This is a genomic window from Micromonospora sp. IBSANI012 (assembly GCF_052814045.1).
Genome location: NZ_CP199933.1, coordinates 6,328,485 through 6,347,458 on the forward strand (window position 1 = coordinate 6,328,485; position 18,974 = coordinate 6,347,458).

General features: G+C 70.9%; 11 protein-coding genes, 1 tRNA gene and 1 pseudogene. 5 read left to right on the forward strand and 8 right to left on the reverse strand.

The window, feature by feature from the left end:
- Positions 1 to 5 precede the first annotated feature (5 nt).
- Positions 6 to 326: a WhiB family transcriptional regulator gene (locus tag ACTWM8_RS29345; RefSeq protein WP_088959889.1), complete on the reverse strand. Its 321-nt coding sequence runs from the start codon at positions 324 to 326 to the stop codon at positions 6 to 8.
- 404 nt (positions 327 to 730) lie between these two features.
- On the opposite strand from ACTWM8_RS29345, the gene ACTWM8_RS29350 reads away from it, so the two are divergent.
- Positions 731 to 3,169, forward strand: coding sequence for a penicillin-binding protein (locus tag ACTWM8_RS29350; RefSeq protein ID WP_446211759.1), 2,439 nt, complete (start codon positions 731 to 733; stop codon positions 3,167 to 3,169).
- Between the two features lie 62 nt (positions 3,170 to 3,231).
- On the opposite strand, the gene ACTWM8_RS29355 is transcribed toward ACTWM8_RS29350, so the two are convergent.
- Positions 3,232 to 3,687, reverse strand: a complete 456-nt coding sequence (locus ACTWM8_RS29355) for a GatB/YqeY domain-containing protein (RefSeq protein WP_154941316.1) — start codon at positions 3,685 to 3,687, stop codon at positions 3,232 to 3,234.
- Positions 3,688 to 3,712: 25 nt separating this feature from the next.
- Between ACTWM8_RS29355 and ACTWM8_RS29360 the strand changes: the two genes are divergently transcribed.
- Both ACTWM8_RS29360 and ACTWM8_RS29365 read left to right on the forward strand, forming a co-directional pair.
- The gene (locus tag ACTWM8_RS29360) at positions 3,713 to 4,606 is read left to right on the forward strand and encodes a metallophosphoesterase (protein WP_446211760.1); all 894 of its coding nucleotides are present in this window, start codon (positions 3,713 to 3,715) and stop codon (positions 4,604 to 4,606) included.
- Positions 4,607 to 4,693: 87 nt separating this feature from the next.
- Positions 4,694 to 4,770: transfer RNA gene (locus ACTWM8_RS29365), tRNA-Pro, on the forward strand.
- 170 nt (positions 4,771 to 4,940) lie between these two features.
- On the opposite strand, the gene ACTWM8_RS29370 is transcribed toward ACTWM8_RS29365, so the two are convergent.
- Complete coding sequence (locus ACTWM8_RS29370) at positions 4,941 to 6,167, reverse strand: epoxide hydrolase family protein (RefSeq protein WP_446211761.1); 1,227 nt, start codon at positions 6,165 to 6,167, stop codon at positions 4,941 to 4,943.
- Positions 6,168 to 6,538: 371 nt separating this feature from the next.
- On the opposite strand from ACTWM8_RS29370, the gene ACTWM8_RS29375 reads away from it, so the two are divergent.
- Positions 6,539 to 6,886 carry a DoxX family protein gene (locus ACTWM8_RS29375; RefSeq protein WP_446211762.1) on the forward strand — a complete coding sequence of 116 codons (348 nt, stop codon included), beginning with the start codon at positions 6,539 to 6,541 and terminating at the stop codon, positions 6,884 to 6,886.
- Between the two features lie 67 nt (positions 6,887 to 6,953).
- Here the strand turns inward: ACTWM8_RS29375 and ACTWM8_RS29380 are convergent, their stop codons facing one another.
- From ACTWM8_RS29380 to ACTWM8_RS29395, 4 genes and pseudogenes are all read right to left on the reverse strand, one after another.
- Positions 6,954 to 8,390 carry a PKD domain-containing protein gene (locus ACTWM8_RS29380; protein ID WP_446211763.1) on the reverse strand — a complete coding sequence of 479 codons (1,437 nt, stop codon included), beginning with the start codon at positions 8,388 to 8,390 and terminating at the stop codon, positions 6,954 to 6,956.
- Between the two features lie 465 nt (positions 8,391 to 8,855).
- Positions 8,856 to 9,302 (reverse strand): annotated as a pseudogene (locus ACTWM8_RS29385) (SRPBCC family protein); the annotation flags it as partial.
- Between the two features lie 157 nt (positions 9,303 to 9,459).
- The gene (locus tag ACTWM8_RS29390) at positions 9,460 to 12,081 is read right to left on the reverse strand and encodes a right-handed parallel beta-helix repeat-containing protein (protein ID WP_446211764.1); all 2,622 of its coding nucleotides are present in this window, start codon (positions 12,079 to 12,081) and stop codon (positions 9,460 to 9,462) included.
- A gap of 186 nt (positions 12,082 to 12,267) precedes the next feature.
- Positions 12,268 to 14,856 carry a hypothetical protein gene (locus tag ACTWM8_RS29395; protein ID WP_446211765.1) on the reverse strand — a complete coding sequence of 863 codons (2,589 nt, stop codon included), beginning with the start codon at positions 14,854 to 14,856 and terminating at the stop codon, positions 12,268 to 12,270.
- A 190-nt stretch (positions 14,857 to 15,046) separates the two neighbouring features.
- Here ACTWM8_RS29395 and ACTWM8_RS29400 point away from each other — a divergent pair, with 190 nt between their 5' ends.
- The gene (locus ACTWM8_RS29400) at positions 15,047 to 16,153 is read left to right on the forward strand and encodes a calcium:proton antiporter (protein ID WP_446211766.1); all 1,107 of its coding nucleotides are present in this window, start codon (positions 15,047 to 15,049) and stop codon (positions 16,151 to 16,153) included.
- A gap of 174 nt (positions 16,154 to 16,327) precedes the next feature.
- On the opposite strand, the gene ACTWM8_RS29405 is transcribed toward ACTWM8_RS29400, so the two are convergent.
- Positions 16,328 to 18,922, reverse strand: a complete 2,595-nt coding sequence (locus tag ACTWM8_RS29405; protein WP_446211767.1) for a DUF1565 domain-containing protein — start codon at positions 18,920 to 18,922, stop codon at positions 16,328 to 16,330.
- Between the last annotated feature and the right edge of the window lie 52 nt (positions 18,923 to 18,974).

Consider the following 18,974-nt stretch of genomic DNA (forward strand, 5'->3'; position numbering starts at 1 on the left):
CGGCGTCAGCCGGCGGCGGTGACCAGGACCTTGTCCTTGCCGGTCTTGTCCTTGGCGTTCTTCTTCATCGCGGCCTCGAACATCTTGCGCCAGCTCGTCACCTGCGGGTGCCGGCGCAACAGCGCCCGGCGTTCGCGTTCGGTCATGCCACCCCACACCCCGAACTCGATCCGGTTGTCGAGCGCGTCGGCCAGGCACTCGTACCGAACTGGGCAGCTCCGGCAGATCCTCTTTGCCACGTTCTGTTCGGCGCCCTGTACGAACAACGCGTCCGGGTCCCCGTTCTGACACGCCGCCAGTGACGGCCAGTCAGTGATCATGCCCATGTGTACACGTCCCCCCTTGCAGTACCTACCGACCTCGTGCGACCAGCCGTGAATTCCCCCCGGCCGTCCGGCCCGTTCCTTCCCCAAGGAGGCACGGACGACGTGTGGCCCTGTCGCCGCCACCATCATGCTCTGTAGTCGCCTGATTACGCAACGTTGTCGGCGAAATCCATCATTCCGGACACTCCCGGCTTCCCGGGCCTTCGCCCGCCGCTTACCCGGCCCGGGTACGTGAAAACGCTGCGGACGCTCCATCGTTCGGTGGAGACTCGCGGCAGGTCACACGCAACCACGTACCGGGGGTCGTGCGTTTAGCACAACGAGGTCGGCGCGCGCAGGAAATGGGGAAAGAACGCCCCGGCGCCCCTCGTTCCCTACTCGCGTACCCTGTCGAGGTGACCTGGATGCGGAAACGTGACCACAATGTCTTCACCAACGCCGCATCGCTGCTTGTCTGTGGCCTGTTGGCCGGCGTGGTGGTCGCGGCGGCGGCCTTCCCCGCGGTGGCGATGTCCGGCTTGGCCGCGAAGGCCGGCGCCGAGACCTTCGGCGCGTTGCCGAAGGAGCTGACCGTGGCCCGCGCGCCGCAGATCAGCTACCTGCTCGCCTCCGACGGCAAGACCCCGCTGGCGACCATGTACGACGAGAACCGGCGGGACGTGAAGCTGGCCGACATCGCGCCGGTCATGCAGAAGGCGATCATCGCCGCCGAGGACCACGACTTCTACAAGCACAACGGTGTCGACCTCAACGGCGTCGCCCGTGCCTTCGTCAACAACCAGTCCGGCTCCAACTCCCAGCAGGGCGCCTCGACGCTGACGATGCAGTACGTCCGGCTGGCCATCGCCTACTCGGCGACCCACCCGGCCGACGTGGTCGCGGCGACCGAGGACACCAGCGCCCGCAAGCTGCGCGAGATGCGCTACGCAATCCAGATCGACAAGGAGTTCTCCAAGGAAGAGATCCTGGAGCGCTACCTGAACATCGCCTCGTTCGGCAACGGCGCGTACGGCATCTACGCCGCCAGCCAGGTCTACTTCGGCAAGCCACCGAGCAAGCTGAAGATCGAGGAAGCGGCGATGCTGGCCGGCATGGTCAAGGCGCCGACCACCAACGACCCGACCACCCGTAGCGGCCGCCCGCTCGCTCTCGACCGGCGCAACTACGTGATCGACAACATGGTCAAGATCGGCGCCATCAGCCAGCAGGAGGCGGACGCCGCCAAGGCTGCCCCGATGGTGGTGAAGGACAAGCGCACCCCGAACGGCTGCGTCTCCACCAACGAGAAGGGCTGGGGCTTCTTCTGCGACTACTTCTACCGCTGGTGGATGCAGCAGGAGACGTTCGGCTCGACCACGTACGACCGGGAGCGGCGGCTCAAGAGCGGCGGCTACACCGTCATCACCACGCTCGACGCGCAGGCGCAGCGGGGTGCGGACCGGGCGGTGCGCAAGGCGAAGAAGGAGACCGCCAAGGAGGCCGCCATGGTCGCCGTGGTGGAGCCGGGCACCGGTCGGGTCCGGGCGCTCGCGGTGAACCGGTCCTTCAAGATCGACGATCCGAAGAACCCGAAGAACAAGATCTCCAGCGACCCGGCGAAGTCCAAGAGGAAGATCCGCGGTAACTACCCGAACACGGTCAACCCGCTGCTCACCGGTGGCCAGGGCATCACCGGCTACCAGGCGGGCTCGACCTTCAAGATCTTCACCATCGTGGCCGCCCTGGAGAAGGGCATCCCGCTCAGCTACACCATCAACGCGCAGCAGAAGTTCAAGTCGGAATACATCATCGACAGCAGCTCCCCGGCCGCCTGCCCGGGCACGCACTTCTACTGCCCGACCAACTCGACCGGCAAGGCCGGCGGCGTGCTGAACATGTGGACCGCCTTCTCCCAGTCGACCAACACCTACTTCGTCCCGCTCCAGCAGCAGGTCGGGGCGGAGAACGTGGTCGACGCGGCGAAGCGCCTCGGCATCCAGTTCCGGGCCGCCAACGACGCCAAGTTCGCCGGCACCAAGGACGCGGCGCACCAGTGGGGCGCGTTCACCCTCGGCGTCTCGCAGACCACCCCGCTGGAGCTGGCCAACGCGTACGCGACCCTCGCCGCGGACGGCAAGTACTGCGAGCCGATCCCGGTGCAGGAGATCAAGGACCCGGAGGGCAACAAGCTCGACATCGCCAACCCGCGCTGCGAGAAGCGGGTCAGCACCGAGGTGGCCCGGGCCGCCATCGATGCCGCCCGCTGCCCGGTCGGCGACAACTCCTCCACCAGCAAGTGCGGCAACAGCCGTACCGCCCGCCAGGTCAAGACGATCGTCAACGCGCCGGTGGCCGGCAAGTCCGGCACCACCGACTCGGAGAAGACCGCCGCCCTGGTCGCGATGACCAAGCAGTACGCGGTCGCCGGCATCATGGCCGACCCGGACTGGCCGCAGACCAACGTCAAGATGAAGCACAACGAGCCCGACGGCATCAACCCGCCGGTCTGGGAGACGCTGCGGGACGCGATGAAGGGCAAGGAGCGGATCAACTTCGAGCCACCCGGCAAGAAGATCTCCGAGGGCGACCAGCGCTCCATCCCAGGCGTCACCTGCCTGGACCTGGACGCCGCCAAGTCCCGGATCAACGGGGCCGGCTTCGAGGCGGTCGTCTCGGACGTCAAGGTCCCGTCGAGCTGCCCGGCGGGCAAGGCCGCCGGCACCAGCCCGGAGGGTCGGACCATCAAGGGCGGCGTGGTCACCATCCAGGTGAGCAGCGGCGGCGGCACCCCGCCCGGGACCACGGGCCCCGGCGGCCCCGCCACCCCGCCGACTCCGGGCCGACCCCCTAAGCCCCGCGGCTGACCTCCGCACGAACGACGGGCGGGCACCCTTTCGAGGGTGCCCGCCCGTTTCGCGTACGCGGATCAGAGGCCGAGCTGTCGGCGTACCTCGGCGGCCACCCGGCCCCCCTCGGCCTGGCCGGCCACCGCGGCCTGGGCCGCCTTCATGGCCGGGCCCATCTGCGCCTTGCCGGTGAAGCCGCCGGCCGCGAGCGCTCCCGCGACCAGCTCGGCCAGCTCGTCGTCGGAGAGCTGCTTGGGCAGGTAGCGGTCCAGCACCTCGCCCTCGGCGGTCTCCTTGGCGGCCTGGTCACCCCGGCCGGCCTCGGCGAAGGCGGTGGCGGCCTCGCGCCGCTTCTTCGCCTCCTTGGTCAGCACCGCGAGCACCTCGTCGTCGGTGAGCTCGCGCTTGGCCTTGCCGGCGACCTCGGCGGTGCCGACGGCCGCGAGGGCCATCCGCAGGGTGGAGGTGGTCAGCTCGTCGCGCGCCTTGAGAGCGGCGCGCATGTCGGCAGTGAGGCGGTCCTTCAGCGTGCTCATGGACGGTCAAACTACCCTGAACGGCATGCGAAAGCGCACACTATTCCGCCTCGCCGCCGGAACCGTCGCCGCGGGCGCGGCCACCCTGGCGTACGCGTCGCTCATCGAGCGCAACATGTTCACCCTGCGGCGGTACGACGTGCCGGTGCTGCCGGCCGACGCGGAGCCGCTGCGCGTGCTGCACCTGTCGGACCTGCACATGATGCCCGACCAGGCACGCAAGCAGCAGTGGGTGGCCTCGCTGGCCGCCCTCGACCCGGACCTGGTGGTGGTCACCGGCGACAACATGGCCCATCCTGACGCCGTCGAAGGGGTGCTGCGGGCCCTGCAACCGCTGCTCGACTTCCCGGGCGCGTTCGTCTTCGGGTCGAACGACTACACCGGGCCGGTCTGGAAGAACCCGTTCACCTACTTCCTGCCCGACCGGGAGTACACCGAGGGCGTCGAGCTGCCGCACGAGGAACTGCGGGACGTGTTCACCGGGGCCGGCTGGGCGGACCTGAACAACGCCCGGACGTCGGTGAAGGCCGGCGGCCGCCTGGTGGAGCTGGTCGGCGTGGACGACCCGCACATCGAGCGGGACGACTACGACGCCGTCGCCGGGCCGGTCGCCGCCTCGGCGGACCTCGGGATCGCGCTCGCGCACTCCCCCGAGCCGGCGGTGCTGGACCGGATGGCCGCGGACGGCTTCAGCCTGCTGCTCGCCGGGCACACCCACGGCGGCCAGGTCTGCGTGCCCGGCTACGGGGCACTGGTGACCAACTGCGGGCTGCCCCGCTCGATGGCCCGCGGGCTGCACCGCTGGCCCGGCTCGGACTCCTGGCTGCACGTCTCCGCCGGCCTGGGCACCCACCCCACCGCTCCGGTGCGGTTCGCCTGCCCGCCGGAGGCGAGCGTGCTGACGCTCATCCCGCGCTGAGCCCCCGGCGCCTGCGCCCCGGACCGGGCCGAGGGGGTACCGAGTTTGACCATCGGACCGGGTGGGCTACTATTTGTCGGCACGCCTCGGGGTGTGGCGCAGCTTGGTAGCGCGCTTCGTTCGGGACGAAGAGGTCGTCGGTTCGAATCCGGCCACCCCGACCAGAGGTAAGTGAAGGTCAAGGCCCCTCCACGGAGGGGCCTTGATCCGTTCCTGGGGCTCACTGCTCGGTCGGAGGAAGCACGGCCACCCCCGGAGGGGGGTCCCGTGCCTGCCACCTCCGCCGGGTCGCCCCGCCGAGCGAGGGCATGGGCACCCGGTCGGACCCGGTCGGCTAGCGAAGCGACCGGAAGCCGGTGCGCAGCTCTTCGGACAGCAGCTGTGGCTGTTCCCAGGCCGCAAAGTGCCCGCCCTTGTCGAGCTTGTTGTAGTGGATGAGATTGGGATACGCCTGCTGTGCCCAACTCTTCGGGGCCTGATACATCTCATTCGGGAAGACGCTCACGGCAGCCGGGACGGAGACGCCCTTGGCGGCGAAGAAGGAGAGCTTGTTCTCCCAGTAGATGCGGGCCGCGGAAGCTCCCGTGTTCATCAGCCAGAAAAGCGTGATGTTGTCGAGGACGTCGTCCCGCGTGAGGCCGACGGATTTCCCGGCGAAGGCCTGGCAGATCAGGTCCAGGCTGGCCGCGTCATGGTCGATCATGTAGCTCGCCAGCGCGATGGGTGAATCCGCGAATCCGGTCAACGTCTCCGGACGCGTTCCCATCATGAGGGCGTAGGCGGAATGCTTCCAGAAGAAGTCGAGCTGCTCGCACGTTCGCTTCTCCTCGTCGGAGAGGTTGGACGGCAGCGAGGCCAGCGGGTTGGCGGCTCCGGTGACGCCGGTCTGGAGCAGCGTGTCGATGTCGGGCGGAATCACACCGGGCATGTTGGTGTGAATGCCGAGCAGTTCCGGCGGCGCCTGCAGACCGATGAGGTCCGTGATGAGCGCGCCCCAGTCGCCGCCCTGCGCGACGAATCGCGTGTAGCCGAGGCCCTTCATCAACTCGATCCAGGCGCGTGCGATGTGCTCGGCGTCCCAGCCGGGCGTGGTCGGCTTGCCCGAGAAGCCGTAGCCGGGCATCGACGGAATCACCAGATGGAAGGCGTCCGACGCGTCCGCGCCGTGTGCCGTCGGGTCGGTGAGCGGACCGACGATCTTCAGCTGCTCGATGATCGAGCCCGGCCAGCCGTGCGTGACGATGAGCGGCAGCGCGTCCTCGTGCTTCGATCGGATGTGGAGGAAGTGGATGTCGAGCCCGTCGATCTCGGTGATGAAATTCGGTAGGGCGTTCAGCCGCGCCTCGACCTTGCGCCAGTCGTACTCCTTCTCCCAATAGCGGGCGAGCGCCTGGCTGGTCTCGAGCGGCACGCCCTGGGACTGATCGCCGACGGTCTGCTTCTCGGGCCAGCGGGTGGCCGCGATACGCGCACGCAAGGCCTTCAGGTCCGCCTCGGGAATCTCTATCGTGAACGGCCGGATATCTGCAATCCTCGCTGGCGCTTCGGTCTTGACAGCCATGTGCCACCTTCCGTTCGAGCTGATGAGAGGTCGAGCGGGAACCTTCTGCCCTCGTACCGAGACAAACGGCAAGCACCCCGCTCCTGCCTCGCGGGGGCATTTCGATGACGGCACGACCCGGACTTGCGGCAGGTCACAGAGGTGCGCGGCCCATCTGCCCAGAGCGTAGAACGCCTCTCCACGGGTCGCGGGCCATACAACCGATCCCGCCCGGCCCTCCGGGCCGAGTCCGCCCGAGTGTCCAAATACCGGTGCTGCGGCGCTGATCACGTTCGCGAACGCCTGTCACAACCGTGCGCGGCCCGGGGTCAGTGCGGTGAGGAACCCCGGACGACCCGCCCGGGTGAGCCGCACCCCGAGGAGCGCTCCTGATGTCCACCACGCACGTCGTCGTGACCCTGCTGGCCGCCGCCATGGTCGGCTTCTCCGCCGCCTCCGTCTTCCTCCGCGCCCCGTGGGTCGTGCAGCCGCTGGCCGACTACGGCGTACCCCGCTCGTGGTGGCCCTGGCTCGGCACCGCCAAGGCGGCCGGCGCGGCGGGACTGGTCGCCGGCCTGTTCGTGCCGGTCATCGGCGTGCTGGCCGGGATCGGCCTGGTGCTCTACTTCACCGGCGCCGTCGTCACCGTGCTCCGGGCGCGCTCGTACTCGCACATCCCGTTCCCCCTGCTGTACGCGGCGCCGGTGGTCGGCTCCCTGGCGCTGCTGGCCGCCTCCTGAGCGGCGCGGAAGCCCCGGACGGGCCCGGACGGCGCGGTGCGACCGCGCCGTCCGGGGCGTCGACGGTTCAGGCGACCTTGACCGGTGCCGAGCGCAGTTCGTTGTCGTACGGGAGCGCGTCCCGGGCGTCGAGCAGTTCGGCGACGGCCCGGAAGGAGACCTTGCCGACGGCCAGATCCTCCGCCGTGACCGTGTAGTCGATGACGAAGCGAGTGGTCTTCCCGCTGTCCGTCGCCGGCACCGGACGGGTGGACGATCCGGCGGGCACGTAGCCGGTGGGGGTGCTCCGCTCGAGGTCCACCCGGACGTTCTCGTCGTACCGGGTGTTGCGGACCTGGACGGTGACCCCGATGGTCTGCCCCACCCGCGCCGTCGACGGCACGTTCAGCTTCACGATGGCGACGTCGTGGGTCCGGACCGGCACCACGTGGCTGACCGACGCGGTGCGCCCGTCGAGGGTGCGCACGGAGAGCCGGACGGTCCAGTCGCCGTCGCCGGGGAACCGGTGCACCGGGTACGCCTCGGTCGACGTCGTTCCGTCCCCGAAGTCCCAGGCGAAGGAGGCGATGCCGGCGCCGGCCGGGTCGTAGGCGGAGCTGCCGAGGCTGACCTGGTCGTACGAGCTGGGGTCGCTCGGGTAGTGGTAGAAGTCGACGGTCGGGTCGGCCGCCACGTCGAGCTGGAAGGTGTGCGCGGAGCTGCCGTCCGAGCCCACCTGGAACAGGTACGTCCGGCCCGCCTGCGCCACGAAGGTCAACGGGTCGTAGTCGTAGAGGGACTTGTAGCCCATCAGGGACAGCGAGGTCAGCGAGGAACCCGTGTAGGCGGCGATGCCGGCGTAGCCCGGGTTCGTCCGGGCCGTGATCGAGCCGGTGGTCGTCGGCGTGTACGCGTACCAGGCCGTGTAGGCGGAACTGACGTAGAACGAGGGCTCGCCGGTCTCGGCGGTCGCGCCGGCGTAGTTCCGGGTGTCGGCGTACGGCAGCGCGCCGACCGTGATCGCGTCGGTGAAGTCGTCGTTGGCGGGGGCCACGGCCTGGTCGAGCGAGAACCGCAGCGAACCGCCGGTGGTGTCGCCGAAGCCGCCGGTGCCGACCATCAGGTGGTACGTCGTGCCCGCGGTGACCGCGAAGCGGATCCTCGACCGCTGGCTGCCGTTGTCGTCGTTGCAGGCCACCTGCGTGAGGGAGCCCTGCTCACCGGTCCAGGCCGAGAGCACGCTGTAGTAGTCGCTGCCGTACGTGTGGGCCTCGACGCGGCCGTCCACGGTCGGGGTGAAGCTGAACCACACGGACCCCCGGTTGGCGCACCCGGTCGGGTCCGTCGGGTCCGTGGTGGCGCCGGTGGTGTCGATGGTGGTGGTGAAGGGAGTGGTCCCCACCGTCGTCGCGGCGGAGAAGTCGTCGTTCGTCGGTGCGGCGTAGGCGGCGGTCTGCCCCGCGACGAGCAGGGCGACCACCCCCGCAAACGCGACGGCGAGCCGGGCGACACTGCGTCTGATCACTGGAATCCTCCTGGGCCCCGTATCCCACCTGGATGGTGGCCGTCCGACCGTACGGCGACGGGTGCAGCGCCATAGTTAAATGGATCACTGGTTTTGGTTAAGGGGCACAGGCGCGGGGCCTGGCGGTCCGACCGGGTGGTCGGTCCGCCGGGCCCCGCAGGGGGTACGTCAGAGCTGGCGGTTCGGCTCGCTGACCGGGCCACCGGGGTACGTGGTGGTGGCCGGGTCGGGCACGACCTCGACGTCGGTCACCACGTACTCGGTCTCGGTGGTGGTGGTCGTCGGCGTCCGGTCCTCGTCGTCGCCCGTGCGGTGCTTGGCGGCGGCGATCCCGGCGGCGGCAGCGGCCCCCGCGGCGGCGGCACCGGCCGCGACCGCGGTGCCCGAGACACCGGCCTTGCCGCTGTCACCCTGGGACGACGCCGCGTGCGCGACCCCCGGCGTGCCCACGCCGAGCCCCTCGCCGACCGAGCCGCGCCAGGCGCCGGTCTCGGCGCCCCGGGACTCGATGAAGCTCTTGAACTTCTCCAGGTCGGACTCGGCCTGCTTCTCGACGATGTTCAGCTTGTCGCCGGCCTTCTCGACCAGCCCCTCCGGCTCGTACTCCAGGTGCAGCCGGACCATCGTGCGGCCCGCGCCCACCGGCTGGAAGTAGACCGCTCCGGCGTTGGTCGCGCCCTCGGTCGCCGCCCAGGCGACCTTCTGGTCGGGCACCTGCTCCAGGACCCTGGCGTCCCACTCGCGCTTGACGCCGGCGATCTGGGCGACCCAGTGCATCCGCTGGTCGTCGAGCTGGCGCACCTCCTGCACGCCGCCCATGAAGCGGGGGAACTCCTCGAACTGCGTCCACTGGTTGTAGGCGGTGCTGACCGGGACGTCGACTTCGATCGACTTCTCGACCACGGTGGTCATGGCAATCCTCCTCGTTCCGGTCGACCTCCCTCCACGCGGGAGGGAGCAGCGTTTCTCGTCCACCAGAATCCCTACCCACCGTCGGACGGCTGAACCGGAAAATGCCGAAGCCGGCGACATCCCGCTGGTCACGGGGGTCGCCGGCTCCGGCCGTACGTCAGGACGCGGGTGCGATGAAGTAGCCCGCCTGGTCGACGATCAGGTCCGTCCAACCACTGCTCTGGTGGTACGCGCCGACCTTCATGGCCGTCCCGGTCCGCACGATCGCCAGGTTGGCGGCCGTCTCGCCGGCCACGAAGTTGACGTTCGAGGCGGTGGGCGGCGCCGCCCCGGTCTCCGGGTACACGGTGAGCACGCCCGCCGCGCTCGGCCTGGCGACCGTCAGGTTGAGCACGGCGGCGGTGGCTGCCGGGCAGCCGCCAGGGCAGCCGGTCCGCTGGGACGCCGGCACGAGGGCGACCTTCTCGGCCGGGGTGAGCTGGCCGGTGGACGTCCTGCCCTCCAGGCCGATGGACTGCCGGGTGTCGACGATGCGCTGCGGCCCGAGCGGCACGTAGCCGTCGGTGGCCCCGGCGGCGGCCGATCCGTAGAAGCCGGCCAGGTCGGCGACCACGTGGGTGGTGCCGGAGCTGGCGTTGTGGATGCTCACCTTCCCGGCGACGACCGGGACGATCACCAGGTTGGGGATGGTCTGCCCGGTGACGAAGTTGAGGTTCGACGCCACCGGCACGGCGGCGCCCGCCGGGAAGACCTTCAGCACCCCGTTCGCGGTCGGCTTGGTCACCGTGACGTTGAGGATCGCCGCGGTGGCCCCGGGCGGCAGGATGCCGGAGAGGTCCAGCTGCCGGGTGGTGTTGGCCGGGAAGGGGCCCGCGGTGCCGGCGCGGGTGTCGAGCACCCGGGTCGGCGCGAGCGTCTTCAGGCCGCTACCGCTCGCGCCGTACCAGCCCTGGAGGTCGGCGACGACGTGCACGGTGCCGCTGCCGGTGTTCCGTACCCGGATCTTCCCGTTGCTCATCGGCACGGTGACCAGGTTCGGCACCGTCTCCTTCGCGACGAAGTTGACGCTGGACGCGTTCGGCAGCGGGGTGCCCGCCGGGTAGACGGTCAGGAAGCCGGCGCTGGTCGGCTGGGTGGCCGTCACGTTCAGCACCACGGCGGTGATGTCGGCGGCCGGCACGCCACCGATGCCGGGGATGGCGAGCTCGATCTCCGAGTTGCCGGGCACCGGCGTCCGGGTCGGCACCCCGATCGCGGCCCGGGTGTCCAGCACCCGGGTCGGGTCGACCGGCTGGTACAGCGCCCCGACGGCCGTGGACAGCTGCCCGACGTTGATGTCACCGGCGGCGGCGACGACCGCCCGGTCCGCCTTGCGGAAGCCGAGGTAGTTGACCCAGGCGCTGACGGAGACCGGGCCGGCCCGCCGGAACGTGTGGGTCACCGACGCGTCGTTGCCCACCCGCCAGAACCGTTCGTCGCTGAACTTGACGGCGACCGTCCCGCCAGGACCGTCGGTCGGGTACGGCAGCTTCGGCGTGACCGTCGCGGCCACCTCCAGCGGGCTGCCGCCGACCGTGCGGCGGAAGCTCTGGCCCGCGACCGAGCCCGTGCCGACGTACTCGACCGCGCCACGATCGTGGTAGCCCGCGCCGGTGCCGGTGTTGGCCACGTCGGGCAGGTCGGCGTGCGGGTTGCGGAGCAGGTCGGTGCCGAGAGCGCCGGGCGCCGCCGCGTCCGCCGAGTCGATCGCCGGCGACGCCGGGGTGGGCCAGTACCAGCCGAACGAGGTGCTGGCCGATCCGTCGATCCAGGCCCGGGCCACGATGTCGTGACCGCCCTGGCCGCTGGCCGCCTGGAACGCGGCGAGGCTGGCGTGGGCGGTGCCGGCCCAGTTGTACGGGGCGCCGCCGCCGGTCGGGTCGATCAGGTTGTGGTCGACCACCGTCCCGGGCGTGGAGCCGGCCGACACCGTGATCGCCGTCGCCGCCGACGGGGTTGCGCACGGGGTGGGGGCGTTGGTCGCGCCGGCCGCCGCCTGGACGATGTTGTTGCGCAGCGAGACCCCGGTCGAGGCCCCGGTGACCAGGACGCCGACGTCGCAGCGGGTGACGATGGTGTTGCCGGTGACCACGGTGCCCGGGGCGTCGGCGACGACCAGTCGGCTGTCCCGGAGCGCGTTGCCGGTCACCACCGTCCCGGTGACGCCGGGGTCGACGGCGACGCCCGCCGACCCGCCGTAGAAGGCGAGGAAGCTCCGGCTGACCGTGACGTCTCGCGACTCGCCGGTGATCCGTACCAGCGCCTTGGCGTCGAGGTAGTTGCGAACGGAGAGGCCGTCCAGGGTGATCCGGCTGGAGCTGTCCACCACGACGGTGTCGCCACTGCCCCACGCGCCGACGTAGAAGCCCTGCAGGACGATGTCGTGCACCCGCCACAGGTCGAAGACCGTGTCGCTGATCTGCGTGTTCTGGTACGAGCCGACGAAGACCTCCCCGTCCGGTCCGTTGACCGCCCGGAAGGTGATCGGCGCCTCCGCGGTGCCGGACCGGGGGAAGTACACCCGCTCCGGGTAGATCCCCGGCTGCACCAGCACGGTCTGCCCCGGCTGGGCCACCAGCGCCGCCGCGGTGATGCTGCAGAAGGGTTTCGCCATGCTGCCGTCGGTGTCCAGCGGCACGCAGTGCTTCTGGCTGACGTACAGCTCGGTACCCGGCGTGGCCGCCTGGGTGACGGCCGTCGCGGGCGCCGCCGGCCCGATCAGGCTGAAACTCGCGGCCACCGGTATGAGCGCAAGCTGCGCCAGTCCACGTTTTGTCATCAACCGCCCCCGTGACGTGTCGAATGTGTGCCGCGGCAGCGTACCGGGGGATCGATGGGTCCGGTGGCCCCGTCGGACGGGCGTGACCGGAGACGGCAAGCGGCCACCCGTCGCGTGGACGGGTGGCCGGTGCCGGTGCCGGTCCGATCAGGAGGCGGGTCCGATGAAGTACCCGGACTGGTCCACGACGGCGTGGGTCGTGCCCGCGCTGCTGTTGTACAGCTCGATGCCGGAGCCGACCGCGACCACCGCGGCGTTCGAGGCAGTCTCGCCCGTGACGAAGTTGACGTTCGAAGCGGTCGGCCGCGGCTGACCGCCCGGGTAGGCGATCAGCACGCCCGGCGCGGTCGGGCCGGTCACGGTCAGGTTGCCCACCAGAGCGGTCGGGGTCGGGCAGGCCGGCAGGCAGTTCTCCCCGGAGAGGAACGGCTGGAACCGTACGGTCTCGCGGGCCGCGAGCGGCACGGAGCCACGGCCGGGAAGCCCGGTGCCGTTCCGGGTGTCCACGATCCGGGTGGGGGTGATCGGCACGAAGGTCTGGGTGGCGTCCGGGCTGAACCAACCGGCCAGGTCGGCGACGACGTGAGTGGCGCCGGAGCTCTGGTTGTGGATGCTGACCCGGCCGTTCACCACCGGCACGGTGACCAGGTTGGGGATGGTCTGCCCGGTGACGAAGTTCAGGTTCGACGCGGTGGGCACCACCGAGCCGTACGGGAAGACCTTGAGCACCCCGTTCGCCGTCGGCCTGGTCACCGTCACGTTGAGGACGGCGGCCGTCGCGCCGGCGGGCAGCCGGCCGGACAGGTCGAGCGGACGGGTGCGATTGGCCGGGAGCGGGGTGCCGGCGCCCTCCCGGGTGTCGAGCACCCGCACCGGCGACACCGGGGCGAAGCCCGACCCGGATTCCGCGTAGAAGCCCTGGAGGTCGGCGACCAGGTGGACGGTGCCCTGGCCGGAGTGGTGGAACGAGACGGACCCGTTGACCACCGGAACGGTGACCTGGTTCGGCACCGTCTCCTTGGCCACGAAGTTGACGTTCGACGCGTTCGACCAGCCGCCACCGGTCGGGTAGACGGTGATGAAGCCGGCGGCGGTCGGTTGGGTGACGGTCACGTTGAGCACGACCGCGCTGATGTCCAGGGCCGGAATCCCGGCGATGCTCTCGATCGGCAGGGAGATGGTGCCGTTCGCCGCCACCGGGGCGGCGTAGTCGACGCCGATCGGGATCCGGGTGTCCAGCAGCCGGGTCGGTGCCACCGGCACGTACCGTGCGCCGACCTGCGTGCAGACCGGCGGGCCGTAGTCGCTGGGCTCCCGGAAGTCGCTCTGGCTGGCCTGCACCTGCACGCAGGCGGAGCCGGCCCGGCGCAAGGTGTGCTCGGCGGTGCCGGAGTCGCTCACCCGCCAGTACCGCTCGTCGGCGAACTTGTACGCGTACGCGGCGCGTTCCCGCTCCACCGGCCAGGGCGAGTGCAGGCCCGTCCGGGCGACCACGTCGAACGGGCCGCCACCGACCTTGCGTTCGAGTCGCACCGGATCCTGGGTCGCGATGCCCTGCGCCTCCACCGCGCCCCGGTCCCGGTAGCCGCTGCCGGTGCCGGTGTTCGGTGCGGTCGGGTCGTCGGCGTAGGAGTTGTCGAGCAGGTCGGTGTCGAGGGCGCCCCGCGCTCCTGTGTCGGCGGAGTCCCGGGCCGGTGAGCCCGCGCTGGTCTCCAGGTAGCTCCGCTGCATGCCGGAGACCCACGTCAGCTTCGGGTTCGCGGCGATGTCATGCGTGGCCTGCCCGGTCGCCTCGACGAACGAGGCCAGCGTCGGGTACTGGCTGCCGGCCCAGACGTAGGGCAGCCCGCCGCCCATCGGGTCGATCAGGTTGTAGTCCGTGCTGGTCTGCGGCAGCGACTCCGGGGAGACGGTGATGGCGGTGGCCTCCACCGAGTTCGGGCAGGTGGGACGACGCTGCCGGTCGGTGACCACGATGTTGTTGCGGATCGAGGCGCCCGGCGAGGCACCGGCCAGCTCGATGCCGCGCCGGCACTCGGTCCTCAGGGTGTTGCCGGTGACGGTGAGGCCGGGGGCGTCGGTGGCGACGAGGCCAGAGGCGTCGAGCTGACTGGCGGCGACCGTCGTGTCGGTCACGCCCGACTGGACGGTGACGGACGGGCCCGCGTAGTTGTAGACGTAGCTCCGGCTGAGCGTCACGTCGTCCGAGGCGCCACTGATCCGCACCCCGGCGGGCGCGTAGGAACCGCCATGGACGCTGAGCTTGTCGAGGCGGACGCGGCTGGAATCCTTCACCTCGACGTAGCCGCGGCCGTTCACGACGAAGCCCTCCAGCACCACGTCGTGCACACCGGCGACGTTGAGACTCTGCACCTGCGCCGACTGCCAGGAGACGTTGACCGACCGGAACGTGATCGGAGCGGCCTCGGTGCCGGACCGGGTGAACTTCACGGTCTCTTGGTACTCGCCCGGCTGCACCAGCACGGTCTGACCGGGACCGGCCACCGCCGCCGCCTCGGAAATGGTGCAGAACGGCTTTTCCGCGCTGCCGTCCCGGGTGGCCGGGGTGCCGGCCGGGCACCAGGTCTTGCTGACGTACAGCTCGCCGGCGGACGGGTCCGTGGCGGTGACCGGCGCGGGCGCCGCTACCGCCGCAGGCGCCGCCGGCCCCACCAGGCCCGCACCCGCGAGCAGCGGTACGAGCGCGAGCCGCGCCAGCATCCGTCCGGATGTCATCAACCACCCCCGTGATCAAGTTCTCTGAACGGAGACCGTACACCGACGGGCGCCGATGAGAGCAGCACCCGAAACGGCCACCTGGCCCCACCGTTCGGCGGGGTCCGGCGTTGACGTAAGCAACGACGACGCAGCGCGGTCGAGGGTTGACTGGCGGCGATTGATCGAATCTCCTGGCATTGTTGACGGCATGATCGCGCTGATTCGATCCCGTTTGACCAACTGGACCGTATTCATACCCATCCTCGCGGTCGTGCTGCTCGTCCTCACCTGGGGTCGCGACCTCTCCGGGGTCGCGGTCGCGCTGGTGGCCGCCTTCCTGGCCGGCGCGGTGCTCGCGGCCGTCCACCACGCCGAGGTGGTCGCGCACAAGGTCGGCGAACCGTACGGCTCGCTGGTGCTCGCCGTGGCCGTCACCGTCATCGAGGTGGCGCTGATCGTCACCCTGATGATCAGCGGTGGCGAGAAGACCCAGTCCCTGGCCCGGGACACCGTCTTCGCCGCGGTGATGATCACCTGCAACGGCATCCTCGGGTTGTCCCTGCTGATCGCCACGCTGCGTCGCCGGGTGGCGGTGTTCAACTCGGAGGGCACCGGCGGGGCGCTGGCCACCGTGGCCACCCTCGCCACGCTGAGCCTGGTGGTGCCGAGCTTCACCACCAGCCGCCCCGGGCCCGAGTTCTCCCCCGCCCAACTGGCCTTCGCCGCCGTGGCGTCACTCGCGCTCTACGGGCTCTTCGTCATGGTGCAGACCGGCCGGCACCGCGACTACTTTCTCCCGGTCACCAGCGACGGCACCGTGCTGGACGCCGACGGCGACGGGCACGCCGACCCGCCGTCGACGCGGACGGCATTGGGCAGCCTCGGCCTGCTGCTCGTCTCGCTGGTCGCCGTGGTCGGTCTGGCGAAGACCGTCTCCCCCGCCATCGAGTCGAGTGTCGCCGCCGCGAACCTCCCGCAGTCCTTCGTCGGCGTGGTCATCGCCCTGCTCGTGCTGCTCCCCGAGACCCTCGCGGCGGCCCGGGCCGCCCGGCGCGACCAGGTGCAGATCAGCCTCAACCTGGCCCTCGGCTCCGCGATGGCCAGCATCGGTCTCACCATCCCGGCGATCGCCCTCGCCTCCATCTGGCTGGAGGGGCCGCTGCTGCTCGGCCTCGGCGGCACCCAATTGACCCTGCTGGCGCTGACCGCGGTGACCGGGGTGCTCACCGTCGTCCCCGGCCGGGCGACCGTCCTTCAGGGCGGAGTGCACCTGGTGCTGCTGGCCGCGTTCGTCTTCCTCGCCGCCAGCCCCTGATCGGGCCGCATTACGGCGCAGCGGCCGCGTCCCGGTCGAGGAGACCGGGGCGCGGCCGCTGCGGACCGGCGGTGACCGTCAGCCCGGGGCGATGAAGTACCCGGACTGGTCCACGATGGCATGGGTCGTGCCCGAGCCCGCTGGTCGCGGGCCGGCTCCGGTCAGGGGTACGGGTCAGTACCCGGCGATGAAGTAGCCCGCCTGGTCCACGATCGCGTCGGCGTAACCGGGGCTGTTGTTCCAGACGGCCACCTGGTCGCCCTCGCCCACACCCACCATCACGAGGTTTGCGGCGGTCTCACCGGCGACGAAATTGAGGTTCGACGCCGCCGCCGGGACGACACCGTTCGGGTGGACGGTGAGGACGCCGGAGGCGGTCGGCCCGGTGACCGTCACGTTCGCCACCACCGCGGTCGCCTTCGGCGGGACGTCGCCGCCCATCGAACCGAGGTACGACGACTGGAAGCCGACACGCAGGGTCGGGTTGATCGGATCGCCCGGCCGGGTGTCGAGGATCCGCCTCGGGCTCAGCGGGACGAAGAGTTCGGTGGCGTCCCCGCCGAACCGGCCGAGCAGGTCCACGATCACGTGGGTGCTGCCGGAGCTGGCGTTGTGGACGAGCGCCTTGCCGTTCACCAGCGGCACCAGCACCATGTTCGGGATGGTCTGGCCGGCGACGAAGTTGAGGTTCGAGGCCGTCGGCAGCGACGCCACGTCGTACGGGTATACCTTCAGTACGCCGCTTGCGGTTGGCCTGGTGGCCGTGACGTTCAACGCCACCGCAGTCGTGCCGGACGGAACGCGACCGGTCAGGTCCAGCACCCGGGTGCTGTTCGCCGCCAGCGCCGTGTCACCGGTGCCACGGGTGTCCATCACCCGCAGCGGGGTCGCCGCCTTGAACCCGGAACCAGCGGCCCCGTAGAAGCCCTGGAGGTCGGCGACCACATGCACGGTGCCGGTGCTGGTGTTGCGGATCCGCAGGTTGCCGTTGGACATCGGCACGGTGACCAGGTTCGGCACCGTCTCACCGGTCACGTAGTTGACGTTGGACACGTCCGGCATGGTGCTGCCGTCCGGCCAGAGCCGGATGAAACCGGAGGCTGTCGGCTGGGTCACCGTCAGGTTGAGCACGACCGCGGTGACGTCCGCGGCCGGCACCCCGTTGACGCTCTGCATGGGCAGCACCAGCTCGGCGTTCGCGGCCAGCGGCACCGTGGTGCCCACTCCGATGGCGGCCCGGGTGTCCAGCACCCGGACCGGCGACACCGCGCCGTACCGGGCGCCGACGACCGCGCACCGAGGGGCCGGGGTGAAGATGACCTCATCGATCAGCCGGAAGCCCTGGGTGCTGGCGAACTGCTCGGCGCAGACCACGCCGGCCCGGCGGGCGCGGTGCTCGGCCGGCCCCGCCGGGACGGTGCGGTAGAACGTCTCCCCGTCCCACCGCCGCACGATGGTGCCGACCGGGCCGTCGGTGGGCCAGTCGGAGCTGATGGCGAGCGCCGTGCTGACATCGAACGGGTTGACCCCGCCGGTCCGCTGCACCTCGCCCCCGGTGACCGTCAGCTTGCCCTGGAGTTCGACTGCGCCCCGGTCGCGGAATCCGCCACCCGTGTTCGGCGCGGTCGGCGCGTCGGCATGCGCGTTGAGCAGCAGGTCGGTGGCGGTGGCGCCCTTCGCCGTCGGGTCGGCCGAGTCGACCGCGGGCGAGGTGGGCGCGAGCGGGTACCAGCCCCGCTCGGTGCCCTGCTCCGCCTGGAGCTGCACCGGCGCGGCCAGGTCGTCGGCGCCCTGCCCGGTGGCCGCCTGGAAGGCCGCCAGGTCGGTGTGGTCGGTGCCGGCCCACGAGTAGAGCGCACCGCCGCCGGCCGGGTCGATGAGGTTGTGATGGGCGGTCGACTGCGGCACCGAGTCGGCGGAGACGCTGATCGCCGTCGCGGCGGCCGGGTCGGCGCAGGGCTGCGGCTCGGGGACCGGCCCGTCGCCCGTCCGGACCAGGTTGTTCGCGATGGCGGCACCCGGCGAGGCGCCGGTGATCCGGATGCCCGCCGTGCAGTCGGTGACCACGGTGTTGCCGGTGACGACGGTGCCCGGCGCGTCGGTGACCAGCAACTGGCTGGTGCGGAACGTGTTGGCGGTGACCACCGTGCCGGTGACACCGGCGTCGACCGCGACGCCGGCGCCGCCGGTGCCGGCGAACCAGCCGCGGCTGACCGTGACGTCGCTGGACCCGCCGGTCACCCGGACCACGGGTCGGGTGTTGGCCATGCCGGCGACGCCGTCGAGGGTGACCCGACGCGCCCCCTCCACCCGGGCGACCTCCGTGGCGGGGGACCCGCCGAAGAGGGTGAGCCCCTCCACCCGGACGTCGTGCACCCCGCTGAGGGTCAGCGCTGGACCGTTCCAGAGCGGCCCGCTGAAGTTACCGACCCGGACCGTCTTGCCGGGCTCGTTGACCGCACGGAACACGATCGGCGCGGCCTCGGTGCCTGAGCGGGTCAGCTGCACCTTCTCCGGATAGCCGCCGGCCGCGATCCAGACGGTCTGGCCGGGCTGCGCCACCGCCGCAGCGGCCGAGATGGTGCAGAGCGGCGACTCCTGGGAGCCACTCCCGTTGGGCTTGCAGGTCGACTTGCTGGTGACGTACAGGTCGGATTCGGCGGCTGCGGCGGAGGGCGCCGCCAGGCCGGGCGCCGCCGGTGCCACCAGCGCTGCGGCACCCAGCAGCGGTACGACCGCCAGCCGCACCAGTCCAGATCTTCTCTTCATCGATCCCCCGTGACGTGTCTGTCGTCCGATGGTGCGGGCGACAGATTACAGC